Annotated in this window: 21 protein-coding genes and 1 pseudogene; 9 read left to right on the forward strand and 13 right to left on the reverse strand. The window is 37.7% G+C overall.

The genetic code is table 11. The features are described 5' to 3' along the window. Positions 1-17: 17 nt before the first annotated feature. On the reverse strand, positions 18-971 hold the full coding sequence (locus tag ACFILY_RS05955; RefSeq protein ID WP_273790601.1) for a peptidylprolyl isomerase: 954 nt from the start codon (positions 969-971) through the stop codon (positions 18-20). Between the two features lie 435 nt (positions 972-1,406). Here ACFILY_RS05955 and secA point away from each other — a divergent pair, with 435 nt between their 5' ends. The 4 genes from secA to prmC all read left to right on the forward strand — a co-directional run bounded on the left by secA (position 1,407) and on the right by prmC (position 6,717). Then, a complete protein-coding gene (secA, locus tag ACFILY_RS05960; protein ID WP_375637595.1) occupies positions 1,407-4,124 on the forward strand; it encodes a preprotein translocase subunit SecA in 2,718 nt (905 codons plus the stop codon). Beyond that, the gene (locus ACFILY_RS05965) at positions 4,063-4,554 is read left to right on the forward strand and encodes a Fur family transcriptional regulator (protein ID WP_273790603.1); all 492 of its coding nucleotides are present in this window, start codon (positions 4,063-4,065) and stop codon (positions 4,552-4,554) included. Before secA ends, ACFILY_RS05965 begins: the two co-directional genes overlap by 62 nt. 223 nt (positions 4,555-4,777) lie before the next feature. After that, positions 4,778-5,854 (forward strand): peptide chain release factor 1, encoded by a 1,077-nt coding sequence (gene prfA, locus ACFILY_RS05970; protein WP_375631085.1) that lies wholly within the window; start codon positions 4,778-4,780, stop codon positions 5,852-5,854. Next, positions 5,851-6,717: a peptide chain release factor N(5)-glutamine methyltransferase gene (gene prmC, locus ACFILY_RS05975; protein ID WP_273790605.1), complete on the forward strand. Its 867-nt coding sequence runs from the start codon at positions 5,851-5,853 to the stop codon at positions 6,715-6,717. The genes prfA and prmC overlap by 4 nt, the downstream gene beginning before the upstream one ends. Here the strand turns inward: prmC and nrdF are convergent. From nrdF to nrdH, 4 genes are read right to left on the reverse strand one after another with little or no spacing between them, the layout of a single operon-like run. After that, positions 6,714-7,688, reverse strand: a complete 975-nt coding sequence (gene nrdF / locus ACFILY_RS05980) for a class 1b ribonucleoside-diphosphate reductase subunit beta (protein ID WP_273722534.1) — start codon at positions 7,686-7,688, stop codon at positions 6,714-6,716. The two genes, prmC and nrdF, sit on opposite strands and share 4 nt — an antisense overlap. A gap of 11 nt (positions 7,689-7,699) precedes the next feature. Next, entirely contained in the window at positions 7,700-9,850 is a 2,151-nt protein-coding gene (nrdE, locus tag ACFILY_RS05985) for a class 1b ribonucleoside-diphosphate reductase subunit alpha (protein WP_273790606.1), read from the reverse strand. After that, positions 9,832-10,230 (reverse strand): class Ib ribonucleoside-diphosphate reductase assembly flavoprotein NrdI, encoded by a 399-nt coding sequence (gene nrdI, locus ACFILY_RS05990; RefSeq protein ID WP_273790607.1) that lies wholly within the window; start codon positions 10,228-10,230, stop codon positions 9,832-9,834. Before nrdI ends, nrdE begins: the two co-directional genes overlap by 19 nt. Continuing rightward, positions 10,230-10,454 carry a glutaredoxin-like protein NrdH gene (nrdH, locus tag ACFILY_RS05995; protein WP_273790608.1) on the reverse strand — a complete coding sequence of 75 codons (225 nt, stop codon included), beginning with the start codon at positions 10,452-10,454 and terminating at the stop codon, positions 10,230-10,232. The genes nrdI and nrdH overlap by 1 nt, the downstream gene beginning before the upstream one ends. A 682-nt stretch (positions 10,455-11,136) precedes the next feature. Between nrdH and ACFILY_RS06000 the strand changes: the two genes are divergently transcribed. The 4 genes and pseudogenes from ACFILY_RS06000 (at position 11,137) to ACFILY_RS06015 (ending at position 15,531) form a co-directional block, all read left to right on the forward strand. Further along, positions 11,137-11,889, forward strand: a complete 753-nt coding sequence (locus ACFILY_RS06000; protein ID WP_273790609.1) for an ABC transporter ATP-binding protein — start codon at positions 11,137-11,139, stop codon at positions 11,887-11,889. Between the two features lie 3 nt (positions 11,890-11,892). Then, the gene (locus ACFILY_RS06005; protein WP_375631086.1) at positions 11,893-12,762 is read left to right on the forward strand and encodes a metal ABC transporter permease; all 870 of its coding nucleotides are present in this window, start codon (positions 11,893-11,895) and stop codon (positions 12,760-12,762) included. A gap of 10 nt (positions 12,763-12,772) precedes the next feature. Next, on the forward strand, positions 12,773-13,690 hold the full coding sequence (locus tag ACFILY_RS06010; protein ID WP_375631087.1) for a metal ABC transporter solute-binding protein, Zn/Mn family: 918 nt from the start codon (positions 12,773-12,775) through the stop codon (positions 13,688-13,690). A gap of 1,640 nt (positions 13,691-15,330) precedes the next feature. Then, a pseudogene (locus ACFILY_RS06015) lies at positions 15,331-15,531 on the forward strand (DNA-binding protein). A gap of 28 nt (positions 15,532-15,559) precedes the next feature. On the opposite strand, the gene ACFILY_RS06020 reads toward ACFILY_RS06015, so the two are convergent. The 7 genes from ACFILY_RS06020 to ACFILY_RS06050 form a co-directional block, all read right to left on the reverse strand. Next, positions 15,560-16,606, reverse strand: a complete 1,047-nt coding sequence (locus ACFILY_RS06020) for a sn-glycerol-3-phosphate import ATP-binding protein UgpC (RefSeq protein ID WP_375637594.1) — start codon at positions 16,604-16,606, stop codon at positions 15,560-15,562. A 2-nt stretch (positions 16,607-16,608) separates the two neighbouring features. Next, the gene (ugpE, locus tag ACFILY_RS06025) at positions 16,609-17,460 is read right to left on the reverse strand and encodes a sn-glycerol-3-phosphate ABC transporter permease UgpE (protein ID WP_375637593.1); all 852 of its coding nucleotides are present in this window, start codon (positions 17,458-17,460) and stop codon (positions 16,609-16,611) included. Between the two features lie 10 nt (positions 17,461-17,470). Further along, complete coding sequence (ugpA, locus tag ACFILY_RS06030; RefSeq protein ID WP_375637592.1) at positions 17,471-18,355, reverse strand: sn-glycerol-3-phosphate ABC transporter permease UgpA; 885 nt, start codon at positions 18,353-18,355, stop codon at positions 17,471-17,473. A gap of 95 nt (positions 18,356-18,450) precedes the next feature. Beyond that, positions 18,451-19,785, reverse strand: coding sequence for a sn-glycerol-3-phosphate ABC transporter substrate-binding protein UgpB (ugpB, locus tag ACFILY_RS06035; protein ID WP_375631091.1), 1,335 nt, complete (start codon positions 19,783-19,785; stop codon positions 18,451-18,453). A 757-nt stretch (positions 19,786-20,542) separates the two neighbouring features. Next, on the reverse strand, positions 20,543-21,265 hold the full coding sequence (locus ACFILY_RS06040) for a glycerophosphodiester phosphodiesterase family protein (RefSeq protein ID WP_273790616.1): 723 nt from the start codon (positions 21,263-21,265) through the stop codon (positions 20,543-20,545). A gap of 76 nt (positions 21,266-21,341) precedes the next feature. Next, positions 21,342-22,898: a glutamine-hydrolyzing GMP synthase gene (guaA, locus tag ACFILY_RS06045; protein WP_375637608.1), complete on the reverse strand. Its 1,557-nt coding sequence runs from the start codon at positions 22,896-22,898 to the stop codon at positions 21,342-21,344. A gap of 132 nt (positions 22,899-23,030) precedes the next feature. Continuing rightward, the gene (locus ACFILY_RS06050; protein ID WP_375637591.1) at positions 23,031-24,317 is read right to left on the reverse strand and encodes an RsmB/NOP family class I SAM-dependent RNA methyltransferase; all 1,287 of its coding nucleotides are present in this window, start codon (positions 24,315-24,317) and stop codon (positions 23,031-23,033) included. A 454-nt stretch (positions 24,318-24,771) separates the two neighbouring features. On the opposite strand from ACFILY_RS06050, the gene ACFILY_RS06055 reads away from it, so the two are divergent. Then, a complete protein-coding gene (locus tag ACFILY_RS06055; protein WP_375631092.1) occupies positions 24,772-24,918 on the forward strand; it encodes a hypothetical protein in 147 nt (48 codons plus the stop codon). 179 nt (positions 24,919-25,097) lie between these two features. Here the strand turns inward: ACFILY_RS06055 and guaB are convergent, their stop codons facing one another. After that, complete coding sequence (guaB, locus tag ACFILY_RS06060) at positions 25,098-26,597, reverse strand: IMP dehydrogenase (protein WP_273790618.1); 1,500 nt, start codon at positions 26,595-26,597, stop codon at positions 25,098-25,100. Positions 26,598-26,739 lie beyond the last annotated feature (142 nt).

Genomic DNA, 26,739 nt, shown 5'->3' on the forward strand with positions numbered 1-26,739 from the left:
CTACTTATTTTTCCTAGCTATTCCGTATCTTCTTCATCTGATGTCTCATCGGGAAGTAGCGTCCCATTTTGATGAAGCGATTCCATGATTTTTGTAACATTAGGATCAGGGTATTTCACATCTATCTTGCTACGCAAATCAACAATCAGTTCTTGATAGCGCTTTTTTATTAGCTGTGTCCGCAACATCTCTTTAACATCATCAAATGCAGGCGGTTGTTTTACACGACGATCTTCTAATTTAATAATATGCCAACCAAAAGGACTTTCAACGGGTTGTTTTGTGTATTCGCCAACTTTCAAACCAAATGCGGCATCTTCAAAAGGCTTGACCATTTGACCATGGCTAAAATAACCAAGATCACCCCCAACGGCAGCAGAACCATCTGTTGAACTTTTCTTTGCAATCTCTTCAAAATTTTCGCCTTTATTTAAATGCTTAATGATAGCTTCTGCTTCTTTTCTCGTTTTGACCAAAATATGACGCGCTTTAACCTCATCCTCTTTAGGTAAAGCAGCAACTTCTTGCTTATAAAGAGCTTCCAAATCAGTATCCGATATTTTATCAACAATCTCCTGTTTAAAATAAAGCTGTTGAAGAACATTGTCACGCATGACTGCCATACGTTTATCGTAAGCTTCTGTCTTATCAAGACCCTTGCTTCTTGCTGCTTTTGCGAGTGCCTGCATATCTAAATAAGCTTTTAAAACCATCATACGGCGTTGTTCATCAGGAAAACGTGCTAAATTAGGATTTATTTCAAGCGCTAAATCATCCAATTGGCCTGCTGTAATATTTTTCCCATCAATAACCGCCATAACATGAGAAGGAGAAACGGCTTTTTCAGAAGCTTTCTCTAAAGTCTTTAAATCACTCGACGATGAATTCAAACCTTCTTGAGCACTCACCCCTAAACTTGTACTTGCCAATAAAGTTGATGCTAAAAAAAGCGTGATAAAGTTAAATTTCATAAATATACTCCTTAAAAATGAAGGCAGGTTCAAGATTCCAATTTTCTTTACCATAACACTTTAATCTTTAAACATAGAGAAATAAATTAGTAATTTTATTTTAAAAAAGTATAAAATCATCCTTTTATCTCAGTTTCTCCAATCCTATCTAATGCAGATGAAAAACATGATAATAGAGAAAAATGACATATTGTATCTTAAATTACTTTGTATTGTATCAGTTAAATAGCATACTTAAAGTTGACATAAAGCGCTTAGCCTCTTATCTCTACTTTACAATTAGAGTGAAAAATTGCACACCAGCAAGTATAATGGTACCATCTGCATTTCATGATGTCTCCAATGATATCAGACAACCTGAAGGAAATGTAGAGTATGGGGAGAGCATATGAATTTCCCAACAAGAGTGACAACAATTAAAAGAAAGGGCCAGAGATGGTCAGTTTAGGTGTTTTTGCCCGTAAGTTTTTTGGTTCAGCTCATGAGCGACATCTCAAAGCACTCCGCCAAAAAGTTGCACAAATTAATGCTTTGGAAGAACAATTCGTAAAATTAAGTGATGAGCAGCTTTGCCAAAAAACAGATGCCTTTCGTAAACGTCTTAGTGAAGGTGAAAGTGTTGATTTGCTCTTACCAGAAGCTTTCGCGACTGTTCGTGAAGCCGCAAAACGTGTTTATGACATGCGTCCTTTTGACGTACAACTTATTGGTGGAATGGTCCTTCACGATTGCGGCATAGCTGAAATGCGTACTGGTGAAGGTAAAACCTTAATGGCAACTCTACCAATTTATCTCAATGCATTGGAAGGTAAGGGCGTTCATGTTGTGACAGTAAACGATTATCTCGCCAGTCGTGATGCTGAAACAATGGGAAAAATTTTTAGTTTTCTAGGGCTTACAACAGGCGTGATTCTTCATGATCTTGATAGTGATGCCCGCCGAGAGGCCTATGCATGCGACATCACCTATGCCACAAATAATGAATTAGGTTTTGATTATTTGCGTGATAATATGGCCTTCGATCGTAGTCAAATGGTCCAACGTGAACATCATTACGCAATTGTCGATGAAGTTGATTCGATTCTTATTGATGAAGCCCGTACCCCCCTTATTATTTCTGGTCCTCTAGAAGATCGTACTGACTTCTATAACCTTATTGATACATTTATTCCTGCCTTAACTCCAGAAGACTATGAAATAGACGAAAAACAAAAAACAACGACCTTTACCGAAGTTGGTACTGAAAAAATTGAAAAAATGCTCGAACAAGCTGGGCATCTTAAAGGTGAGAGTCTTTATGACATAGAAAATGTCGCTATCGTTCATCATGTCAATAATGCTCTAAAAGCTCATAAACTGTTTGCTCGCGATAAAGATTACATTGTTCGCAATGATGAAATCGTTATTATTGACGAATTTACAGGGCGAATGATGCCTGGGCGGCGTTATTCTGAAGGACTTCATCAAGCGTTAGAAGCTAAAGAGCATGTTGCTATTCAACCAGAAAACCAGACACTTGCTTCCATCACTTTCCAAAATTACTTCCGTATGTATAGGAAATTATCTGGCATGACTGGAACTGCAACAACAGAAGCCGAAGAATTCAGAAATATTTATGGTCTTGACGTTGTCGAAATCCCTACAAATTTGCCAATACAACGTATTGATGAAGATGATGAGATTTATCGAACAGCAGAAGAGAAATATCGGGCAATTGTGCGTGATATCCGTCAAGCGCACGAAAAAGAACAGCCTATTCTTGTTGGAACAACCTCTATTGAAAAGTCAGAACAATTGGCAGAGCGTTTGCGAAAAGAAGGCATTACCGATTTTAGAGTCTTAAATGCTCGCTATCACGAACAAGAAGCATATATCATTGCGCAAGCAGGCGTTCCTAGAGCTCTCACCATTGCAACCAACATGGCAGGACGCGGTACGGATATACAGCTTGGTGGTAATGTTGAAATGCGCATCCGACAAGAGTTACAGGATATCCCCGAAGGTCCAGAGCGAACAGCTAAAATTGAAGAAATAAAAAAAGATGTTCAGAAGCTTAAAGAAAAAGCTTTAGCGGCTGGAGGGCTTTACGTTATCGCTACTGAACGTCATGAAAGCCGTCGTATTGATAACCAGCTTCGTGGACGTTCTGGTCGCCAAGGCGATCCTGGTCGCTCAAAATTCTTTCTCTCTCTTCAAGATGATCTTATGCGTATCTTTGGCTCTAACCGTATGGATGGTATGCTGCAAAAACTTGGATTGAAAGAAAATGAAGCTATTATCCACCCATGGATTAATAAAGCCCTTGAAAAAGCACAAAAAAAGGTCGAAGCACGAAACTTTGAAATTCGTAAAAATCTGCTAAAATATGATGATGTCATGAATGATCAACGCAAGGTTATTTTTGAACAGCGTATGGAGGTCATGAACGCAGATGATTTATCAGAAATGATCCTTGAAATGCGCAATGAAGTCGTAGAGGATCTCGTAGAGGCTTATATTCCATCAGGGACATATTCTGAAAAATGGGATGCAAAAACTCTTGAAGAAGAGCTTCAACAACTCTTTAATCTTGAGCTTCCAGTGGAAGAATGGGCAAAAGAAGATGGAATTGCCGAGGAGCAAATTCTAGAGCGTGTATCAGATGCTGTTACAAAACTTGAAAATGAGCGTACTGAACGATATTCTCCAGAAGTTATGGCTTATTTTCACAAAGCAGTATTGCTCGAAACTATTGACACGTTATGGCGTGAACATCTGGTGAGTTTAGACCATTTGCGTTCTGTTGTTGGTTTTCGTGGTTATGCGCAGCGGGATCCGCTCAATGAATATAAGACAGAATCATTTGAACTCTTTCAAAGTATGTTGAGAAATTTGCGCCGAATTGTCACTTCTAAGCTTATGCGCTTTGAAATCATTCAACACCCCACAGAACCGACCATACCTGAGCAAACTGATGCTGCTTCTTCTGTCTTTAATGATCAAAGTCAAGAAAATGCTCCCACCTTATCGGCACGATCACAAGAAAATAGATTTGTTAATCCACAAGATCGTGACCCTAACGATATAACCACATGGGGAAAAGTTGGACGTAATGAGCGTTGTCCTTGCGGTTCAGAGAAAAAATACAAACACTGTCATGGAGCCTTTATTTGAAAAGCAAATTATGCAAATGAATAAAAAGCGAAATTATGAGCAAGAATTGCGCACCGCTGGTTTAAGAGTAACACGTCAACGACGAGTTATTCTTGATATTTTGACTGATACAAATGATCATCCCAATGCATTTGAAATTTTTCAGCGTGCAAACAAAATAGATTCGAATATTTCACTCTCAACTGTTTATCGAACCATGAAAATATTAGAAGGAAATGGAACAATTCATCGCCATAGCTTTAGTGGTGGTCCATCTCGTTTTGAGCAAGCAGATGGGCAACATCATGATCATCTCATTGATATAGAAACAGGACAAGTCATCGAGTTTCATTCTGATGTTATTGAAAAGCTACAAGAGGAAATTGCAAAATCTCTTGGCTATGATATTATTCATCACCGCCTTGAACTTTACGGAAAAAAAAACTCTTAAAAAAGTGATCATATATCATTAGATAAAAGACCTCAGGCAAATCAAATTTTATAAAAATTTACCTTTAAAATATAATAGTTTTCATTGGCAAAAAAAAAGAATTGCTTTATTACCCCTCTTTGTATGATGCTATACGGTAATTCATTGCCAATATTATAACAAAAAATCATTGCAACAAAATATTATAAAAAATTGTATTATAAAAAATTAGGCCAATATTATCATGGTTTCCTTGCCACAAGATCGTATGAGACAGCTTGAAAAGCGCTTTGAAATAATTGAAAGCCAAATGACGACGAATCCAAATGCTGAAACATATGTTAAATTAGCTTCTGAATATGCAGAACTACAACCCGTTATTGCCTCTATACGCGCATTAAATGCTCTTTACGAAGAGATTACAGAATTAGAAACGATTATCAACGATAAACAAACAGATATAGAGATGCGTAATCTTGCCCAAGAAGAGCTACCATCGTTATATAAAAAAGTAGAGCAATTTGAAAAAGAACTCCAGATTCTGCTTTTGCCTAAAGATGTTGCTGATGAAAAAAACGCTATTGTTGAAATTCGTGCAGGAACGGGTGGATCAGAAGCAGCACTTTTTTCCGGTGATCTTTTCCGCATGTATGAACGTTATGCCCATGCTCACCATTGGAAAGTAGAAGTTATTTCACTTAGTGAGGGGGAAGTTGGCGGATATAAAGAGATTATTGCTACCATTTCAGGAAAAGGTGTCTTTTCTAAATTGAAATATGAATCAGGGGTTCATCGTGTGCAACGCATCCCTGAAACAGAAACAGGTGGACGTATCCATACATCTGCTGCTACCGTTGCTGTGCTTCCAGAAGCTGAAGATATTGATATTGATATTCGTCCTGAAGATATTCGTATCGACACAATGCGTGCATCCGGAGCAGGAGGACAGCATGTTAATACAACGGATTCAGCTGTTCGTATCACGCATATTCCAACAGGAATTATGGTCGTACAAGCAGAAAAATCACAACATCAAAACCGAGCAAGAGCCCTTCAAATTTTACGGGCACGCTTATTCGATATCGAACGACAAAAAGCGGAAAGTGAACGTTCAGCTTCTCGTAAAAGCCAAGTTGGTTCTGGTGATCGCTCAGAACGTATTCGTACCTATAATTTTCCACAAGGACGTGTCACGGATCACCGTATTAATCTAACCTTGTATAAGCTTGATCGCATTCTAGAGGGAGATCTTGATGAGCTTCTTCATGCACTCATCTCAGATCATCAAACAACACTGCTGATGGAAATGGATAATAATTGAGCAAATATTCTTTCAAGAATGTCATCCAACAAATGCAAGAAAAATTGCGCACGAAAGGAATTGCTGAAGCCGATCTCGATGCGAAAATACTCGTTGAATGGATAACAGGAATAAATGCTGCTGAAAGAATTTCTAAACCAGATATGCATCTATCTTCTGAGCATATTATACAAATAGAACAAGCTTTACAACGGCGTATTGCAGGCGAACCCGTTTACCGTATTATAGGAGCACGAGAATTTTATGGTATATCTTTTACATTGTCTCAAGAGACGTTAGAACCTCGCCCTGATACAGAAACGCTGATAGATCTTGTTCTCCCTTTTCTCCAAAAACAGGTCGAAAATTCGAGAAAAACAACATTCCTTGATATGGGAACAGGAAGTGGCGCCATTGCTATTGCACTCCTTAAACAAATTCCCCAATCCTATGCGGTGGCAGTCGATATTTCTGAAGATGCCCTTAGAACAGCAAAAAAAAATGCAAAAAATGCTGAAGTAGCACACCGCTTCACACCTCTTCTTAGCGACTGGTTTGATTCTGTCGCAGATCGCTTTGATTTTATTGTTTCCAATCCACCTTATATTCCCGCAAAAGATATCAAAAAACTTGCAAAAGAAGTGCGCTTACATGACCCATTGCGCGCTCTGATAGGAGGAGAAGATGGACTTGATTTTTATCGAAAACTCGCCCATGAAGCAGCCAACTACTTAAAAGAAAACGGCTATATCGCTGTTGAAATTGGTTTCTCTCAAGAAAATGAAGTCTGCAATTTGTTCGAAAAAAATGGTTTTCAATGTTTAGAAGTGCGCAAAGATCTAAGTGGAATACCCCGCGCACTTCTATTTGCATGCAAACATTAAAATTCCCAATCATCATCCGTGGTAGCAACCGCCTTGCCGATGACATAAGAAGAACCTGCCCCTGAAAAAAAGTCGTGATTTTCGTCAGAGTTTGGTGATAAAGCTGCCAAAATAGCGGGATTAACACGACAAACCTCAGGGGGGAAAAGAGCTTCAAAACCTAAATTCATTAAAGCCTTGTTTGCATTATAATGAAGAAAAATTTTAACATCTTCTGTCAATCCAAGCGCATCATAAAGATCTTCAGTATATTTGCACTCAATGTTATAAAGATCAAAGAGCAGGTTAAAAGCAAAATCTTTAATTTCTTGTCTTTTGGCTTCATCAAGCTTTGCAAAGCCCAATTGGAATTTATAACCTATATAATAACCATGGACTGCTTCATCACGAATGATTAGTCGAATGAGGTCTGCTGTATTGGTCAACTTAGCGCGACTGGCCCAATACATGGGCAAATAAAAACCAGAATAAAATAAAAAGCTTTCCAGCAAAGTCGAAGCAATTTTTTTCTTAAGTGGATCATTTGCTTCATAACGCTCAAGTACTAATCTAGCCTTTTTCTGCAAATGAATATTTTCTTCTGACCATCTAAACGCGTCATCAACTTCTACCGTCGAACAAAGGGTTGAAAAAATAGAGGAATAAGAACGTGCATGAACCGCTTCCATGAAGGCAATATTCGTCAAAACTGCCTCCTCATGCTCTGTTATCGCATCAGCCAGAAGCGAAATGGCTCCTACAGTGTTTTGAATTGTATCTAAAAGCGTTAGTCCTGTAAAAACACGAATTGTCAATTTACGTTCTTCATCCGTTAAGCTTGACCATGAGGGAATGTCATTGGAAAGTGGAACCTTCTCAGGTAACCAAAAATTCCCAGTTAAGCGATTCCATACTTCAAGATCCTTCTCATCATGTAATCTATTCCAATTAACAGCGCACACAACAGGATTTTTGGTTGTAATCTTTGTCATATGATGATCTCCTATAAACTGCAAGAAACACAGCCATCAACTTCCGTTCCACTTAATGCTACTTGCCGTAACCGTACATAGTAAATACTCTTGATACCCTTTTTCCAAGCATAAATTTGTGCGCGGTTAATATCACGTGTGGTCGCTGTATCAGGAAAAAATAATGTTAATGAAAGACCTTGATCAACATGCTGTGTTGCAGCAGCATAGGTATCTATAATTTTTTCAGGGCCAATCTCATAAGCATCTTGGTAAAAATTCAAATTCGTATTATCCATATAAGGAGCGGGATAATAAACGCGTCCAATTTTTCCCTCTTTGCGAATTTCAATTTTTGAAGCAATTGGATGAATAGAAGAAGTGGCATGATTAATATAGGAAATAGATCCCGTAGGTGGAACTGCCTGCAAATTGCGGTTATAAAGCCCATACTCAATAACTAATTTTTTGAGTTCCTGCCAATCCTTTTGATCTGGGATAACAATATTATTCCGTGCAAAAAGCTCTTGCACAAGCGCAAATTGCGGTTTCCATTCTTTTTCAATATATTTTTCGAAAAAACTTCCATCTGCATAAGCTGATTTTTCAAACCCTGCAAACATTTCTTGACGTTCGTGCGCAATTAAATTGGAAGCCCGTATGGCATGATATGTCACAATATAAAAATAGATATTGGTAAAATCAATCGCTTCTGGAGACCCATAATAGATCTGCTCACGCGCTAGAAACCCATGCAAATTCATTTGTCCCAAACCAATCGCATGACTTTCAGCATTGCCTTTCGCAATGGAAGGCACACAGGCAATATTGCTCATATCCGAAACAGCAGTAAGAGCACGAACAGCAGATTCCACGGTCTGTCCAAAATCAGGACTTTCCATTGCTTTGGCAATATTCATGGATCCAAGATTACAGGATATATCACTTCCAATCGTGCGATAAGTTAAATCTGTCTCCAGTTCACTCGCCTCACTCACCTGCAAAATTTCTGAACATAAATTGCTCATACTTATGCGCCCAGCTATCGGATTCGATCGATTAGCAGTATCCTCAAATAAAATATAGGGATAACCGGACTCAAATTGAATTTCCGCTAATGTCTGGAAAAAAACGCGTGCACTTATTTTCTTTTTACGAATCTTTGCATTATCAACAAAAGAACGATAATGCTCCGTTAAAGAAATATCGCTAAAAGGCTTACCTGTCACACGCTCGATATCATACGATGAGAAGAGATACATATCCTCATTATTCCGTGCAAGCTCAAAAGTAATATCAGGAATAACGACACCAAGCGAAAGCGTTTTAATTCTAACTTTTTCATCAGCATTTTCACGCTTTGTATCCAAAAATTTCATAATATCTAAATGATGAGCATGCAAATAAACAGCTCCAGCCCCCTGTCGTGCCCCAAGCTGATTGGCATAAGAAAAAGAATCTTCCAAGAGTTTCATCACCGGTAAAACACCTGAGGACTGATTTTCTATTTGCTTAATTGGTGCCCCTGCTTCCCGCAAATTCGTTAAACAAAGCGCCACACCTCCACCACGTTTTGAAAGCTGCAAAGCCGAATTAACCGCACGACCTATCGATTCCATATTATCTTCAACACGTAGCAAAAAACACGAAACCAATTCACCTCGTTGTTTTTTCCCAGCATTTAAAAATGTCGGTGTTGCCGGTTGAAAACGTCCTGTAATAATTTCATCCACAAAATTTTCAGCAAGAGCTTTATTCCCTTGTGCCAAATATAAAGCTACAAGACAGACGCGATCTTCATAACGTTCAAGATAACGTTTCCCATCAAAAGTCTTCAGTGTATAGCTGGTATAATACTTAAATGCGCCTAAAAAGGTAGGAAAACGAAACTTAAATGCATAAGCACGTTTAAAAAGTTTTTTAATAAAAGAAAAATCATAAAGCTCAAATAAAGCTTTTTCATAATAACCTTCTTCTATTAAGTAATCTATTTTTTCCTTCAGGTTATGAAAAAAAACTGTATTTTGATTAACATGCTGAAGAAAATATTGCCGTGCGGCAAGCCGATCCATATCAAATTGAATATGACCATTTTCATCATAAAGATTAAGCATTGCATTCAGCGCATGATAATCAGTAATCTGATCCGATTTCTGCGATTGTCCTATACCAATTGTTTCCAAAATATTTCCAATCCCTTTTTTACATAAATAACGTCTTCATCAGTTCCACGCAGCTCAAAACGATAAAGGCAAGGTACACAACATTTTTCAGCAATAATTTTACTTGCTAAATTATAATAGCGACCAAAATTACGATTCCCACCGCCAATAACACCACAAATTAATTTTCGGTTCTCAGCTTCATTAAGAAACTGGACAACGGCTTTCGGCACTGCCCCTCTTCCTTCACCATCTGCATATGTAGGAACAACCAGTACATAAGGTTCACCAACCAATGCAGAAGGCTTTCTTTTATCAATTTTGAAGAGTCGTTGACCAAGCTGCGAGACAAAATGCTGTGTATTACCCGTTGCACTCGAATAATAAACAATAAGCCCCATTAAGCACAAAGACCACTAATCATATCTGGTCTAAAACCAGACCAATGATTTTCACCACAAACAACGACAGGAACCTGACGATACCCCAGAGATTGAACAAAACTGTATGCTTGTTCATCACAGGAAATATCAACAACACGATAACGAATGCCTTTTGCATCAAAAGCGCGGCGTGTAGCATCACATTGGACACAAGATGGTTTACTATAAATAGTGATCGACATTTTCTTCAACTTTCACAATTCCAAACAATCAACCCTCAAAGGTCAATCTAATAATTTTATAGGTACTCAAGAATAACAAAAAATAGAAATTGTACGCAAAGCATGTGGTTATTTTTCAAATAGTACACAGCTTCCTGAATATAACAGAATTCCTCATCAAATAACTTCAAAGACTATGATGAGAATAAGAGATTATTCTACAACTTAAATGGCAAAGTCCCCTAGTTATAAAATAATCTTTTGCTTGCATTACAATTCCCTCCTGCTGTCTAAAAAACTAACGTTCTAAACTACCGTTTTCCAAGAGCTCTGTTTTACTCTTTTACGGCAAAAATCAATTACAAAAATGAAAGGGAATCCTTCCAAAAGAGATCCTTCAGCAAAAATACTGCTATACCCTTGGTCAATAAACTCTTTACAATAATGGAAATAACTTAGATACCAAACGAAACACACTAACACCCTCTCTTGTGCTTATTTAGAATCACCAATCATTTTGATACTATATATAGTATATACTCTCTCTCTTTCGTCAAGGTGAATTCAATTATTATTTTTAATTTTCCACGATCTTCCCACTAAAATTTTCAGTACTCAAAACTATGTAATAATATAACATTTTGTTGACAAACGTTATATTATTACATAGTTTCCAAAATAATAAGCAACGATGGTAAAAAATATGGATCTGCTCTTCAATAAGACAACATTAGGCTATAGGAATAGAATAGCAATAAAGAACTTTTCAGCAAAGTTAAAAGCTGGTTCATTGGTCGCAATAACAGGTGATAATGGCGCTGGAAAATCGACACTGCTAAAAGCCATCGCCGGATTGATTAAACCTCTTAAGGGAAAAATTATAAAACAAAAAAAAAGTCGCATTGCTTATCTTGCTCAGCAATGTGATATAGATCAAACATTTCCAATTGATGTGAAAACGCTTGTAAAAACAGGACTGTGGTCTTTTTGTGGATTATGGAAAAATCAGCGCCCTTATGATTCTAAGATTCAAAATGCGCTTAAAATGGTTGGGCTTACAGAACTCGCACCCCGTTCACTTGAAACATTATCAGGCGGGCAATTACAACGCGCTCTTTTTGCGCGTATCATTGTGCAAGATGCCAATATTATTTTGCTTGATGAACCTTTCAATGGTGTAGATCATAGTACCCAAAAAGACCTTCTTGCACTGATCACATACTGGCAACAGCAAGGACGCACAATTCTCACCGCACTCCATAACCCTCTCATCGTGCAAGAATTTTTCCCCCAAATGATTCAAATTGATCAACAAAACGCCTTTTATGGAGAAACAACACAGTTTTTAAACAACACCATTCATCACGTTATGCCACCTCTCTCATCCAATTCTTTCCCTGTTAGCGCACAAAAACAAAATCTTCCCATCAATGATCCTCTCTTTCTTAGGTTATAAGACGTGTATGCATTTTTTCTTGCCCCCTTTGTTGATTTCCAATTTATGCAAAACGCCCTTATCGGTTCTATTTTCCTGTCTATTAGCGCTTGTCCTGTTGGTGTGTTTTTGATGCTCCGTGGAATGAGCTTGACAGGAGATGCTATCTCTCATGCCATTCTTCCTGGTGTTGCAACTGCTTTTCTGATTTGTGGTTTTTCCCTCATATCTATGACACTTGGTGGCATCTTCGCTGGTCTTATTGTTGCTTTAGCAACCATTTTGATTTCACGAAACAGCTTTCAGAAAGAAGATGCATCCATGACCGTCTTTTATCTTATTGCACTCGCGGCAGGTGTCATTATTATCTCACTGAAAGACTCAACAATTGAGCTGCTTCATCTCTTATTCGGATCGGTTCTTGCACTTGATGCACAAGCCCTTTGGTTAATCGCTACTATAATGCTGATTACACTATGCAGCCTTTGTATTTTTTGGCGTGCACTCGTTTTAGAAAGCTTTGACCCCCTCTTTTTTAAATCACTCTCTCCATTGAGTAAATATATTCATATTTCATTGCTTGGACTTGTGGTGTTGAATCTGGTTGGAGGCTTTCAATCACTAGGAACATTACTCTCCGTTGGCATTATGATGATTCCAGCCATTACAGCCCGTTTTTGGTTTTCACGGCTAGGCCCTATTTGCGCGCTTTCCACTCTTTTTGGAATCATTTCTAGCGTATGTGGTCTTCTGCTTTCTTTTCATCTTTCACTTCCCTCCGGCCCTGCTATCATCATTGCCGCAGGATTTATTTATCTTGTTTCCTGTTTGATAAGTCCACGTGGCTTTATTGTAACATGGTTTCCCCACCTCTTTTATACCTCCTCACTTTAAGGAAAAAAATGTGCCTAAGTTTGCTCAAAAATTTGCTCTTCTTGGAGCTTTATTGCTTGCCCTTTCTCCATTTTCTGCTTCTGCACACAATAAAATCAAAGTTGTTGCGAGCTTTTCTATTCTCGCAGATCTCGTCAAAAATGTAGGAGACAACCATATCTCTATGACCACTTTTGTAGGTCCCAATGCGAATACCCACACTTATGAACCTACCCCCCATGATGCTCAAGCTCTTAGAAATGCTCAAATTATTTTCATCAACGGGCTTCATTTAGAAGGATTTATTGATCGCCTCATTACAGCAAGTGGTACAAAAGCACTTCTTGTCGAAGTTAGCGCTAACATTCCCTCCCTCAAAATGAAAAATCAAGAACATAATGCCCATCACCACCACAGCGTTATTGATCCACACGCTTGGCAAACCATTCCCAATGTCAAAATCTATGTGAAGAATATCGCTGCTGCTTTTTGTAAAATCGATCCACAATCCTGCACCAGCTACAAAAAAAATGCCGAAACCTACATTCAAAAACTTAAAATAGCACAAGATACCCTGAAAACAAAAATTGCTACCATTCCTAAAGATAAACGTATCATTATCACATCTCATGACGCCTTTGGCTATTTTGCCAAGGAATATGGTTTTACTATCCTTGCCCCTCAAAGTGCTTCAACAGAAGCTGAAGCATCCGCAGCCGATGTTGCTAAACTTATCAAACAAATTAAAGCGAATAAAGCAGCTGCACTATTCGTTGAAAATATCTCTAATCCCCGTCTCATAAAACAGATTGCAAAAGAAACAGGCTTAACAATTGGTGGAACACTTTATTCTGATGCATTGTCAAACAAAAATGGTCCAGCAGCAACTTATCTCGATATGATGGAACATAATGTGAATACCATCATTGATGCCATCACAAAACATTAAGATCTTCTACAAAAGAGATAAAAAAGAGTTCATAAAATCATAAGTCTATGATTATATTACTAATGATGCCCAACATCTATAATTGATAACATTGATATGAAATAAAGTGACTTTTACAGAGAAATTTATATTCAATAGATTCTAAGATAGATAAAGTAAGTGGATTTATTACCTCATGGTGCCCAAATCATTAGCAGTAGCACTCTACTTTTCAATGATTCTTTTACAATAACTCTCGACACTTGAAACGATTCATAAGAAGCATTTGGTGTCTCTTTCTTAAAATATTTTTATCTATCCAACCCCATTTATAACATGCAAGTGGGATTAGCGTATGAATAAAAACCACTTGAAGAAAAAATGCCTCTTCTAAAGAGTCTCAACACAATAATTTTTGCAATGTTGGAGACTGAAAGAGAGTATGATGATGTCCCCAGCTTGCATTTTTATAAGCATAAAGATGGCGATACACTATGGATTTTATGTTATACCACTCATAAAAGACTGCGTGAAAAAATAGTTGAAACAACCTTGTAAGATATTTTTTAAAACAAGTGCGTGAATTGGCAACCCAATAGCCTTCTGTTTAGGTATTCTGTTTTGTATGAGAGGTGCAACTCTATTCAAAGAACGTAATAAAAAAATGTGTTCAGCAATGCGTAATCTCCATTATGTAAGAGACATTGGCTCAGATTTTTTTTGAAAATCGCAATACTAAATTAAAAGATGATGCTAAAGATAGAAACTATTTTTTATCTTGATGCTTTCATATTCTCCCTAAATTAAGCTGTCTCCTCATTTTAGAAATTACATAAGAAGACAAGCTTATTCCACTCTGACATACAAAAACTGAATACAGCACCAAACCGTCTTCATATTTATCTCAAACATACTGCTGTATAAAGTTTAGGTTGATTTATAAGCAACAAAAAAGCACGCGCTTTATAAGAAAGTAATATCATAAAACCATTAATAGACTGGCAATACATTGAAAAATATACCAGCTTTTATAAAATGCTTTGCAAAACAATAATATAACTGTCTTTGTCTCTGCTGATTCTTATAGGTGTTCGCACCAATCCCTTATGTTATATTCATAAAGATCTGTTTTAGGATGATCTATAGGCAATTTTTAACTCAAGACTATAGAAAGATCGATGAGATGTTACAGATGTGTTTCATCTGCTTTTATCGTTAACAGTCATGAAAATTCTAAAACAAGCACGCCTTCTATATCTCAGTGATTTTTTTGCAACTTATCAGATACCCTCGCTGAGAATTGCATAGTGATTTACATGAGAAAAAATAAACTTGTAGCATGCGCGCATAGGTTTCTCTCTAATTTATGTGATTGGTAGAAAAAACAAATGCTTCTTATAGGAGCTCTGAAATCATTTTAGATCATATGGTCAGCGGTAAAATAGAATGCGCCTATTCTCGTACAGACTATTTAGAACAGCGTCGTATTTTGTGGATCAAATAGACTTCTTATGTTAGGGATCAAAGCTAAGATATGGGGTGCATCCTCCCTTATCTGTGACGCATTTTTCTCTCTATTTCTCTCATTTACTTTTTATAAGATACATAAATTATTACATCAAGAAACATATGATAATATGTTGTTTTTTATAATGAAAATGATGTTTGAAAATAATATTCTTCTTACAGACCGTGAAACCGCAAAATTTTTTCATATAAATGTTTTGACATTCTCAGCGCCATGGGACAATGGATCATTACCAAAACTATTAAAATTTTGTTTTTAATCCCGCCGGTTACAACCTGATTTTGTAAATGTAATCGAGAAAGTCAAAAAGCAACATTATCATGACGCAGCATAAAAGAGAGTCGTGTCACATCAATTAATGCTTACTTATTATTTGTGCGCTTTCCTGTGTTTTTATTAAAAGTATGAAAATTCTGATGAGCAACTGTGAAACTTAGTTTTTGACCATAGTCGTGTGTCAAGCGTTCTTTTATTTCAATCGTAAAGATGATACCATTCCAACGCGTTAAAACATGGCAACCTGTTCCAATAGGCTTGATAAGCTCAATTTTTGTGTGAAAGACTGGTCCTTTATCTGGATGTTCGCCCAATAAGATTATTTCAGGTCTGAATGCTAAAAGATCAGTTTCTTCGCCATAAGTAAATGAATGCCCTAAATGTTGTTCTAAGACATGGCGATCAAGAAAATTCATAGGAGGAGAACCAATAAAATCAGCAACAAATGTTGTTGCTGGAGTATCGTAAATTTCCATTGGTGTTCCAATTTGCTCGATAGCTCCTTTATTCAAAACGACTATTCTATCAGCTAATGTCATAGCTTCTAGTTGATCATGGGTAACATAGAGGCTCGTTGTTCCTAATGAACGCTGTAGTGTTTTTATTTCAATACACATTTGCGCCCGTAATTTTGCATCAAGATTTGAAAGAGGTTCATCAAAGAGAAAAACACGGGGTTGACGTACAATCACACGCCCCATTGCAACACGCTGGCGTTGTCCTCCTGATAATTGTCGTGGTTTACGATCAAGAAATGGTTCTATCTCCAAAAGCTTTGCAGCATGTGCGATACGTTTTTTAATTTCTTCTTTAGGGGTTTTACGATTTTTAAGACCATATTCTAAATTTCCACGAACTGTCATATGGGGATAAAGGGCATAATTTTGAAAAACCATAGCGATATCACGATCAGCTGGTTCACGATCATTGATACATTCGTTATCAATGCATAATTCACCTGAGGTAACTTGTTCAAGTCCTGCTATAATACGTAATAAGGTCGATTTTCCGCACCCTGAAGGACCGACAAGAACAAGAAGTTCTTTATCGGCAACAGTTAAGTTTAAATCATCAATGACCAGAATGCCGTTGTCATACTGTTTTTTTATATTTGATAACTGGATTATGGCCACAATTACTTCTCCGTTTCAATAAGGCCTTTGATAAAAAGCCGCTGCATGAAGATAACAACAAGAACAGGGGGAACCATGGCAACAACCGATACTGCCATGAGTATATTCCATTGAGGATCATGTTGAAGTGATTCGACAATAAGCTGTTTTAAAATAATAAGGATCGTTTGATGATTTTGATCCGTTGTGATGATAAGAGGCCAGAGATATTGTATCCATCCATAAATGAACATAATGATAAATAAGGCAGCGATATTGCTTTTACTAAGAGGAAGAAGGATATCCTTAAAAAATTTAACTGGACCTGCACCATCAACACGTGCCGCCTCTAAGAGTTCATCTGGAACAGTCAAAAAAAACTGGCGAAATAAAAATGTAGCGGTTGCAGATGCAATAAGTGGAATAATCATTCCACTATAGGTGTTAACCATCCCCAATTTTGCAACAATCTCATAGGTTGGAAGAATACGAACTTCGACAGGGAGCATCAATGTAACAAAAATAAGAACAAAAGCAGTTTTTCGGAAGGGAAAGCGCATGTAAATAATTGCATAAGCAGACAAAAGTGAAATAATAATTTTTCCAATACTAATCCCAAGAGCCATAATGAATGAATTCATTAAGAGTGGCCAGAGGTTGGGCAAACCTAGCCGTGCAAGGCCATCACCAAAGATTGTTTTATAATTTTCCAGAGCGTATTTCCCAGGCAAAAGAGGAAGTGTTCCTGAGTTAAATGCTGCTGAACTATGAGTTGATGCAATGATAGCAACATAAACTGGAAAGCAAATAATGATAATACCAACAATGAGAGTAATATGGGTTAGAAATTTCAAAACAGGGCGATTTTCAACCATAATTTGTTTCCTAATATTGTACACGGCGCTCAATCCAGCGAAACTGGATAAACGTTAAGACAATAACCATCAACATCAATATTGTTGATTGTGCTGCTGATGCACCGATTATTTGATTTCTAAAGCCATCGTCATATACTTTATAGACGAGTATGCTCGTTGCACGCGCAGGACCTCCAGAAGTTGTATTATCAATAATACCAAAAGTATCAAACATAACATAATTGACATTGACAATAAGAAGGAAAAACGTCGTTGGTGAAATTTGCGGGAAGACCACTGTCCAAAATCGTTTAAAGGGACCAGCACCATCAATGGCGGCTGCTTCTATTTGAGAACGCGGAACAGACTGAAGACCTGTAAGAAAAAAGAGAAAATTGTAAGAAATTTGTTTCCAACTAGCCGCAATGACAATAAGAATCATTGCTTGAGTGCCATTAATACGATAATTCCATAGCACTCCTATTTTCTCGAGAAGAAAAGGCATAATTCCGATGGTGGGATGAAAGATAAACAGCCATAATATACCTGCCAATACTGGAGCAACAGCATAGGGCCAAAGCAAAAGCATTGTATAAGCCTTTTTTGCACGGATGACACGATCAACACAGACAGCTAAGAGAAGTGATATTGTCATTGAAGCGACAGTAACTGAGATGGAAAATACTGCGGTTGTAAGAAGCGATTGCCGATAAGTAGGATCAGAAAGAACGGTTAGATAATTCTCAAAACCAATAAAGGTTGTTGTAAAGCCAAAAGTGTCTTCACGCTCAAAAGATGATTTTATTGCTTGAGCAGCAGGCCAAAAGAAAAACAAAAAAGTCACAAAAAGCTGAGGAAAAAGCAGTCCATAAGAAAGTAGATTATTTTTAAAATATGCATGTTTTTCTTGCATTCGTAGGGCTCTTTAAATGTAGAGACTTTAAAAAGGTAAACAAAAAGGACTCAACTGTTTTTGTTGAGTCTTTAATGTTTAACAATAAAACGAAATTAATGATTAGATCTTTCAAATTCACGCAAGAGTTTATTTCCACGTTCAACGGTCTCATCTAAACCATCTTTCGGCGTTTTTGAACCACTAAGAACAGCTTCCAACTCTTGATCAAGAATGGCACGGATTTGTGGTAAATTACCAAATCTTATCCCTTTTGAGTTAACTGTTGGTGGATTAAGATTAATCTGTTTGATAGCTATATCCGCACCTGGCGTTTTTTCATAGAAATGTTGTTTTTTACTCAATTCATAAGTCGTTTTTGTGGTTGGAAGATAACCTGTCTCCTGATGCCATTTTGCTTGATTTTCTGTTTTCGAAAGAAATTTAAGAAAAGCGGCTGCCCCTGCATATTCCTTTGGGGTATGGCCCTTAAACGCCCAAATAGAAGCTCCCCCAATAACTGAATTTTGTGGTGCTCCTTCTGTATCCTTATAGTACGGTAGCATACCAACCCCCACATTAAACTGAGCTTCAGAAACAATTCCAGCATGTGATCCTGAAGATTGCATAAAAATTGCACAATTTTGTGCCATAAACATTGGTGTTGAATCTAATGCACCTGCTGGACCACCATAGCGGAAAATACCTTGATCAGACCACTTTTTCAGGTCAGTCCACATACGCACTTGTAAAGGTCCATTAAATGTAAGTTCTGAATCAAGTCCTTTAAAGCCATTTTCCTTTGTTCCAAACGGAACATTATGCAACGCTGAAAAATTTTCTATACCAATCCATTGAGCGGCATAAGCCATTGTAAAACCACAAGTTGCTGCTTTAGTCTCAAGAATTTTTTTGGAAAAGTTTTCTATATCTTGCCACGTTTTAGGAGGCTGTTCTGGATCAAGCCCTGCTTTTTTAAAGATATCTTTGTTATAATAAAGGATGGGTGTTGAAATATTGAATGGCATAGAAACCATACGCCCCTGTTCATCGGAGTAATAACCACTAATAGCAGGGAAATAATCTGTAGGATCAAATTCTTGTTTTGTATCAGCCATAAGTTGATAAAATGGGTAGATTGCGCCTTTTGCAGCCATCATAGTTCCAGTACCAACGTCATAAATTTGGGCAAGTACTGGCTGTTTCTTTCCACGAAATGCTGCAATAAGTGAAATCAACCCCTCTTCATATTCACCGCGATATGAAGAAACAACTTTATACTCAGATTGACTTGCATTAAAATCGTTAATGAGACTTTCAGTTTGCTTTCCTAATTCACCACTCATAGAATGCCAAAAGCTGATTTTTGTCTGCGCAAAACTTGCTGTTATTCCCGCTGTGGACATTATGATAGCAACCGTGGCCGCTATGGAAAGATAAAAACGACTCATGGTTCACCCTTTCTGAAGTGATGGAATACAAACTACCCCTAAATTTATAGTATTACACATGAACATGCTATGACAGTTTTATTTCAGAAACATATTCTCTCATTTAAACAGGAACCACCAAAAGGTCAAATGAATTTGTTTAAATTTATTCATTTTCTTTTATAAGCATTCTTATGTATTAACGAAGAGACAAATAAAACTTTTCTTAAAATTAAAAATCATTTTGAGCGCTTAATAGTCTCTTTCCCTGTAACAAGATCACGCCCCTCACGCAAAACAAAATGACAATGTATGACCAATTTCCATGCTGTTAAAAAATCTTTCAATACATCTACATTTCGTGATAGCTCCTATAATATAAGCCATAAAGCCTCTCCACTAAAGTATATAAGACTTTTTGTATACCATCACTTTTACACTTCATAAGAGTGCAAAACGACATCATCATGTGAGACCCTAATGCTTCAACAAATCTTGCATTTAAAATACGTTAAATGAATATTTTTATTCTTTTCTCAATCATTTTTTATCCACACACCAACCCTGCTTGTAATGTGCAAACGAATGATTTGAATTGATTCATTGTAAAAAGATTTGAAATAAGAAAATCTTATGTATTAAGGTCTATTATTCACATGAATAAACCATTAATTATCATTATAAATCAATGTATTATTGTTATATATTAGATAATTTTTATTCTTTTATTACGCTAGCTTTATGAAAATATATAGTTCCTTTTGTGTTGATGTGTTTTTTACCTTTGTGCACGCAATTGCAATGCGAGATCAGGTTGATCTGTCGTAATGTAATGTACAGGCATATCAAGCCAATGTGATAACCGAGCTTTTCCATTAATTGTCCATACCCCTACAGTAAAACCAGCCTCAAGAGCTGATTCAATAAAGTTCTGTGAAACAATGGAGCCATCTAAACTTAGATCAGAATAACCTAATTGCTTCCATTCAGAAAAATGACGGTACATATCACCTTCAAAATTATCAACACATGGACCAGATGGTATTCCTGCTTCAATAAAAGGACGAAGGATAAAAGGATCAAAACTAATTGCAGAAACCCGTTCTAATAAATTTCGGCTTTTTATTAGTGCAAGCGCTTTTTGGGATAATATTGTTTCACGCTCCACTTCACCACATGTTTTGATTTCAAGATGCAATGCAACATTCGTTGGTGCTAAAAGATCAAGCACTTCTTCTAATAAGGGAGGTGCTTCTTGGCTTCCTTTCACGCAGAGTTGTTTGCGTGTTTCATTATCAATGTCGTGAATATACCCCTTTTTCCCAACCAATTGGTCTAAACGGAAGTCGTGAAAGACAACCACTTCACCGCTTTTCAGCAAATGAACGTCGCATTCAACTTCATCAACACCTAACGCTATAGCATTATTAAATGCTGAAAGGGTATTTTCAGGATAAAGATGAGCTCCTCCACGGTGTGCAACAATTTTTTTCTCAGACATGCAAAATCCCACACTTCTCAATTTTAAACGATATTGACGTACAGATTGTCAGATAAAGGCTTATTCTTCATTTCAATTATTCCCATTCAATAGTACCAGGAGGCTTTGAGGTTACATCATATACAACACGATTAATCCCTCTAACTTCGTTAATAATACGTGCTGCTGTCTTACTTAAAAATGCCATATCATAGGGATAAAAATCAGCGGTCATTCCATCTACAGATGTGACAGCGCGAAGAGCACAAACAAATTCATAAGTGCGATCATCCCCCATAACACCAACAGTTTGAACTGGAAGAAGAACAGCAAAAGCTTGCCAAATTTCATCATAAAGACCGGCCTTACGGATTTCCTCAAGATAAATAGCATCTGCTTCGCGTAAAATTTCTAATTTTTCACGTGTTACAGCACCTGGACACCGAATTGCAAGGCCGGGACCTGGAAAAGGATGGCGACCAATAAACTGCTCCGGTAGCCCTAACTCTCGTCCTAGCGAGCGAACCTCATCCTTAAAGAGCTCACGTAACGGTTCTACAAGTTTCATCTTCATCTGTTCTGGTAGCCCACCCACATTATGATGGCTTTTAATGGTTACCGTTTCACCAATAGCAGACACACTCTCAATAACATCTGGATAAAGTGTTCCTTGTGCTAAAAACTCTGCACCTCCTATTTTTTTCGTTTCTTCTTCAAAAACTTCAATAAAAAGGCGACCAATTGTTTTGCGTTTTTTTTCTGGATCTGTCTCACCTTTTAAAGCATTAAGAAACACATCAGCAGCATTAACGTGAATAAGCTCTATATTATAGTGATCACGAAAGAGCGTGAGAACTTCTTCAGCTTCATTCTTGCGCATCAGCCCATGGTCTACCAAAATACATGTCAGTTGATCTCCTATAGCTTCATGAAGGAGTACCGCTACAACAGATGAATCCACTCCCCCTGAAAGACCACAAATCACACGACTTTTCCCAACTTTTTGTCGTATCGTAGCAATTGCCTGCTCACGATAAGAAGCCATTGACCAATTGCCTGTAATAGCAGAGATCTTATGAACAAAATTTTGCAAAAGTTTTGTACCATCCGGTGTATGGATAACTTCAGGATGAAACTGTACCGCATAAAAATGTCTTTTTTCATCCGCAATAGCCGCATAGGGAGCTCCTTTTGAGGTTCCTATGACACGAAAACCTTCTGGTAAAACTGCCACACGGTCACCATGGCTCATCCATACTTGATAACGAGAACCTTTTTTCCACACTCCATCAAAAAGGGCACTCTCTTCTTGCACTTCCAAAAAAGCACGCCCAAATTCACGCTCATGCCCAACTTCAACCTTTCCTCCAAGCTGAACACACATGACTTGTTCACCATAGCAAATACCCAGAATCGGAATACCCGCCTCAAAAATTTCCATTGGAGCACGCGGAGAGCCCTCATCAATAACGGAATAAGGACTCCCTGATAAAATAATAGCTTTAGGATTTATGCGGCGCACAACTTCTAAAGCCAATTGAAAAGGAGCAATTTCACAATATACCCCCATTGCTCGTACCCGTCGTGCAATAAGTTGTGTAACTTGTGAACCAAAGTCAATAATAAGAACAGTGTCTGGATGTGATATGCTCATAGAAAACCAATCAACAATTGTAAAAGAAAACTCATGAGAGTTATGATTTAATCTTTCTCTTTTCACAAGCCTGTTTTCTTAAGAAAAAGATTATTCTCGTAAAGTTTATGATAAAAAGTGCAAAAATATGGATCAATGTTTTTTTTGCAACACAGATAAAAAGAACCCATCTGTTTGTGTTGTGGCTGGCGACAAAGTAAGTCCATAATTTGAAAAAACTGGTTGCACAGGAGAAAAACTAAAATGTTTCTGCCAAAGCGCTGGCATATCTATTGGAGAAAAATGAGAATGTTGTTGAAGGAAATGGGAAATTTGTTCCTCATTTTCATCTGTAAAAAGAGAACAGGTAATATAGATTAGGCGCCCATTTGGCTTAAGATAAGCTATCGCTTCATTCAAAATAGCCCTCTGTTCTGTTTGGCGTTGTTTCACCTGTTCTAATGTTAAACGCCATTTCGCATCTGGACGACGACGCCATATTCCTGTCCCACTACATGGTGCATCTAGTAGAACTCTATCCATCTGGCCTATTAATGGCTTCAATTCTTCTTTTTGTGCTCGTGTTTGTACATTACGAACACCAGCGCGTCGAAGACGATCAAAAATAGGAGCTAAGCGCGCTTTATCGGAATCATAAGCATAAATTTGTCCACGATTGTTCATATCGGAAGCTAAAGCTAATGTTTTGCCCCCAGCACCTGCACAATAATCTAATACCTGCATGCTCTCTTGCGCGTCCACAAGGTGAGCAACAATTTGAGATCCTAAATCCTGTATTTCAAAGTGTCCTTTTTGAAAAGCTTGTTCCACTTGAACATTGGGATGACGATTAAACTTTTCAATCGGTGCAATTCTTAAAGCTTGCCCAAACCATGGAAAAGATTTAAGTTTGGTTTTTGCTAATTCTTTCAGCACCTTTTCTGGTGTTGCCTTTAGGTTATTTACCCGTATGTCTAAAGAAGGACGCGTTGCTAACGCAGCCGCTTCAGTGATCCAATTATCACCAAATAAAGGACGCAGATGTGCTTGACACCATTGTGGAATATCACCACGAATATAGTCTGGAGCATCCACTAATTGCTGACCTTGCCACGATTTACGCTGCTTAGCCCCTAATAACTGTGGTGCAAACCGATCTTCTGCCAACTCACCGTCAATTTGCTCCAGCGTCATTTTTCCATAATCTAATAAGGCACCAAAAACGATATCTCGGATATCATCACTCTCCATACGCCATTGTAAAGAATAACGTCGTCTTAAAACATCATAAACGATTGTACCAATAGCTGCGCGATCACCTGCTCCAGCAAAGCGATGAGAAAGCCCCCAATCCTTTAAAGCTGCTCCTACTGGGCGATGCTTCATTTCTATCTCTTTGAGAACATCTATTGCTGCTTGCAAACGCCCACCTAATCGCATTCATTTCTCCCATTAAAATAATAAAATTTTAAATCATCTAAAAAAATAATATTATCGTCTTCTTGCCAATGGAACCTTCTCAAAGCCATAAAAAATTTACATTCAATATTAAAATGATCTGATCATACTTTTTTATAAAATCCAATTTAGAGTATCTAGATTTTTCCTTTCATCTTCTGCCCATTCGCTTTTTATCCTTCTACCTCTTATGCTAAAAGATACGTAGCCATCCATAAAGAACTTATTTCCGCCATGCATTACGAAAAAATCAAATATCTCCCATCTTTGTACGGCTATCCTGCTGAAAAAATAGAAAAAGTCTTCTCATAAAATTAAACAATTTCATCTTACGTTCAACAAAAAATTAACTTTTTAGAAAATGCTTGGAACCACTATTTGGCATGACCGTTTTTACTCTAATGGCAACTGCCAGACAATTTAAAAGGAGAAAATAATGACTTATAATAATGGAAAAACAACTTCGTCTAAAAGCCGTCATAATACAATGCCCTCAAACAACGGAAAGAAATCCATCCAAAGTGATCAGACAAACACTCGCCAACGTGCGTCAAAGACTGGACGGAAGACAACAAAAAGTTAATTCTAATTTTATATAACTTATTTCATATAGTCTTAACAGAAAGAATTAGAGTTTTGACCTCTAATTCTTTCCTTTTTGGGATTATTACACCAAATTACAAACAGAAAAAAGCGCAGTCTCTCTTTCTTATTCTCGGAAGATTTTATATTTATGCAATATGACATTAGGATCTTGTATCTTTAAACTGGCCCACGATAATTTGGACTCTCTCGTGTGATAGAAACATCATGCGTATGACTTTCATGGAGTCCCGCATTCGTAATACGTACAAACGTTGCTTTTTCACGAAACTCTACAAGATCTTTTGCTCCAACATACCCCATCGAAGCACGAAGTCCACCAGCAAGCTGATGTAGAACTGATGCTATAGGACCTTTATAAGCCACCTGCCCCTCTACACCCTCAGGAACCAACTTAAGTTCATCACGAACATCATCTTGAAAATAGCGATCTGCCGATCCTCGTGCCATAGCACCAACAGATCCCATGCCGCGATAAGCTTTAAAGGATCGTCCTTGATATAGATAAACTTCACCAGGGCTTTCTTCTGTACCCGCTAAAAGAGAGCCAATCATAGCAGCACAAGCCCCACCTGCTAAGGCTTTAGCAAAATCACCCGAAGCTTTTATCCCCCCATCAGCAATAACGGGAATACCGACCTTATCAGCAATTTCTGCCGCACTCATAATGGCTGCAAGCTGAGGAACACCAACACCTGCAACAATTCGCGTTGTGCAAATAGAACCAGGACCAATACCAACTTTTATAGCATCCGCACCACTGTCAATCAAAGCCTGTGTTGCTTGCGGAGTTGCGACATTACCAGCAATAATGGCTGGAGAAAACGTCATTTTTTTAATACGCTCAACTGTGTCTAATACACGCTGAGAATGTCCATGTGCAGTATCAATCACTAGAATATCAACACCTGCATCAATTAATCGTTCAGCCCGCTCAAACCCATCGTCCCCTACACTACTTGCAGCTGCAACACGCAAGCGACCTTGCGAATCTTTGGCAGCGTTTGGATTTAATTTTGCTTTTTCAATATCCTTAACTGTTATCAGTCCGACACAACGATTCTGTTCATCCACAACTAATAATTTTTCAATACGATGATGGTGTAAAAGATACTTTGCTTCATTGAGTTGAACATTTTCACGCACTGTGATTAAATTTTCATGCGTCATTAATTCATAAATTTTTTGTTTGGGATCCGATGCAAAACGCACATCCCTATTTGTCAAAATGCCAACAAGCCGTCCAGCAGTTTCACCTTTAGCACCATTTTCAACAACCGGAATACCGGAAATACCATGAGAGCGCATCAAAGATTTTGCTTCTTCAAGTGTTGCATCTGGTCCAATGGTGACTGGATTAACAACCATACCAGATTCAAACTTTTTTACTTGGCGGACCTCTTCTGCCTGCTCTGCAGGAGACATATTACGATGAATAACCCCAAGACCACCAGCTTGAGCCATCGCAATAGCCAAACGCGATTCTGTTACCGTATCCATTGCCGCAGAAAGCAATGGCAAATTGAGCTTAATATCCGCTGCAATGCGCGTACTGAGATCCACTTGACTAGGCATAACAAGAGAATGACCGGGTTGTAAAAGTACATCATCAAAAGTCAGTGCCAATGCACCTGTCCCCGTTTCAACAATCTTTGCCATAGCAAAATTCCTTTTATAATAAAACACCGCAAGGAGCTTTAAAATACAACTGCGGTTCTCATACATGGTAGATTGGCAAAAAATTATGCCATGCTACAAACAAAATGAAAAGAAAAATAAAATATTTTTTTAAGTGTGGTTT

Source organism: Bartonella sp. CL25QHWL (assembly GCF_042195335.1).
Classification (GTDB): domain Bacteria; phylum Pseudomonadota; class Alphaproteobacteria; order Rhizobiales; family Rhizobiaceae; genus Bartonella.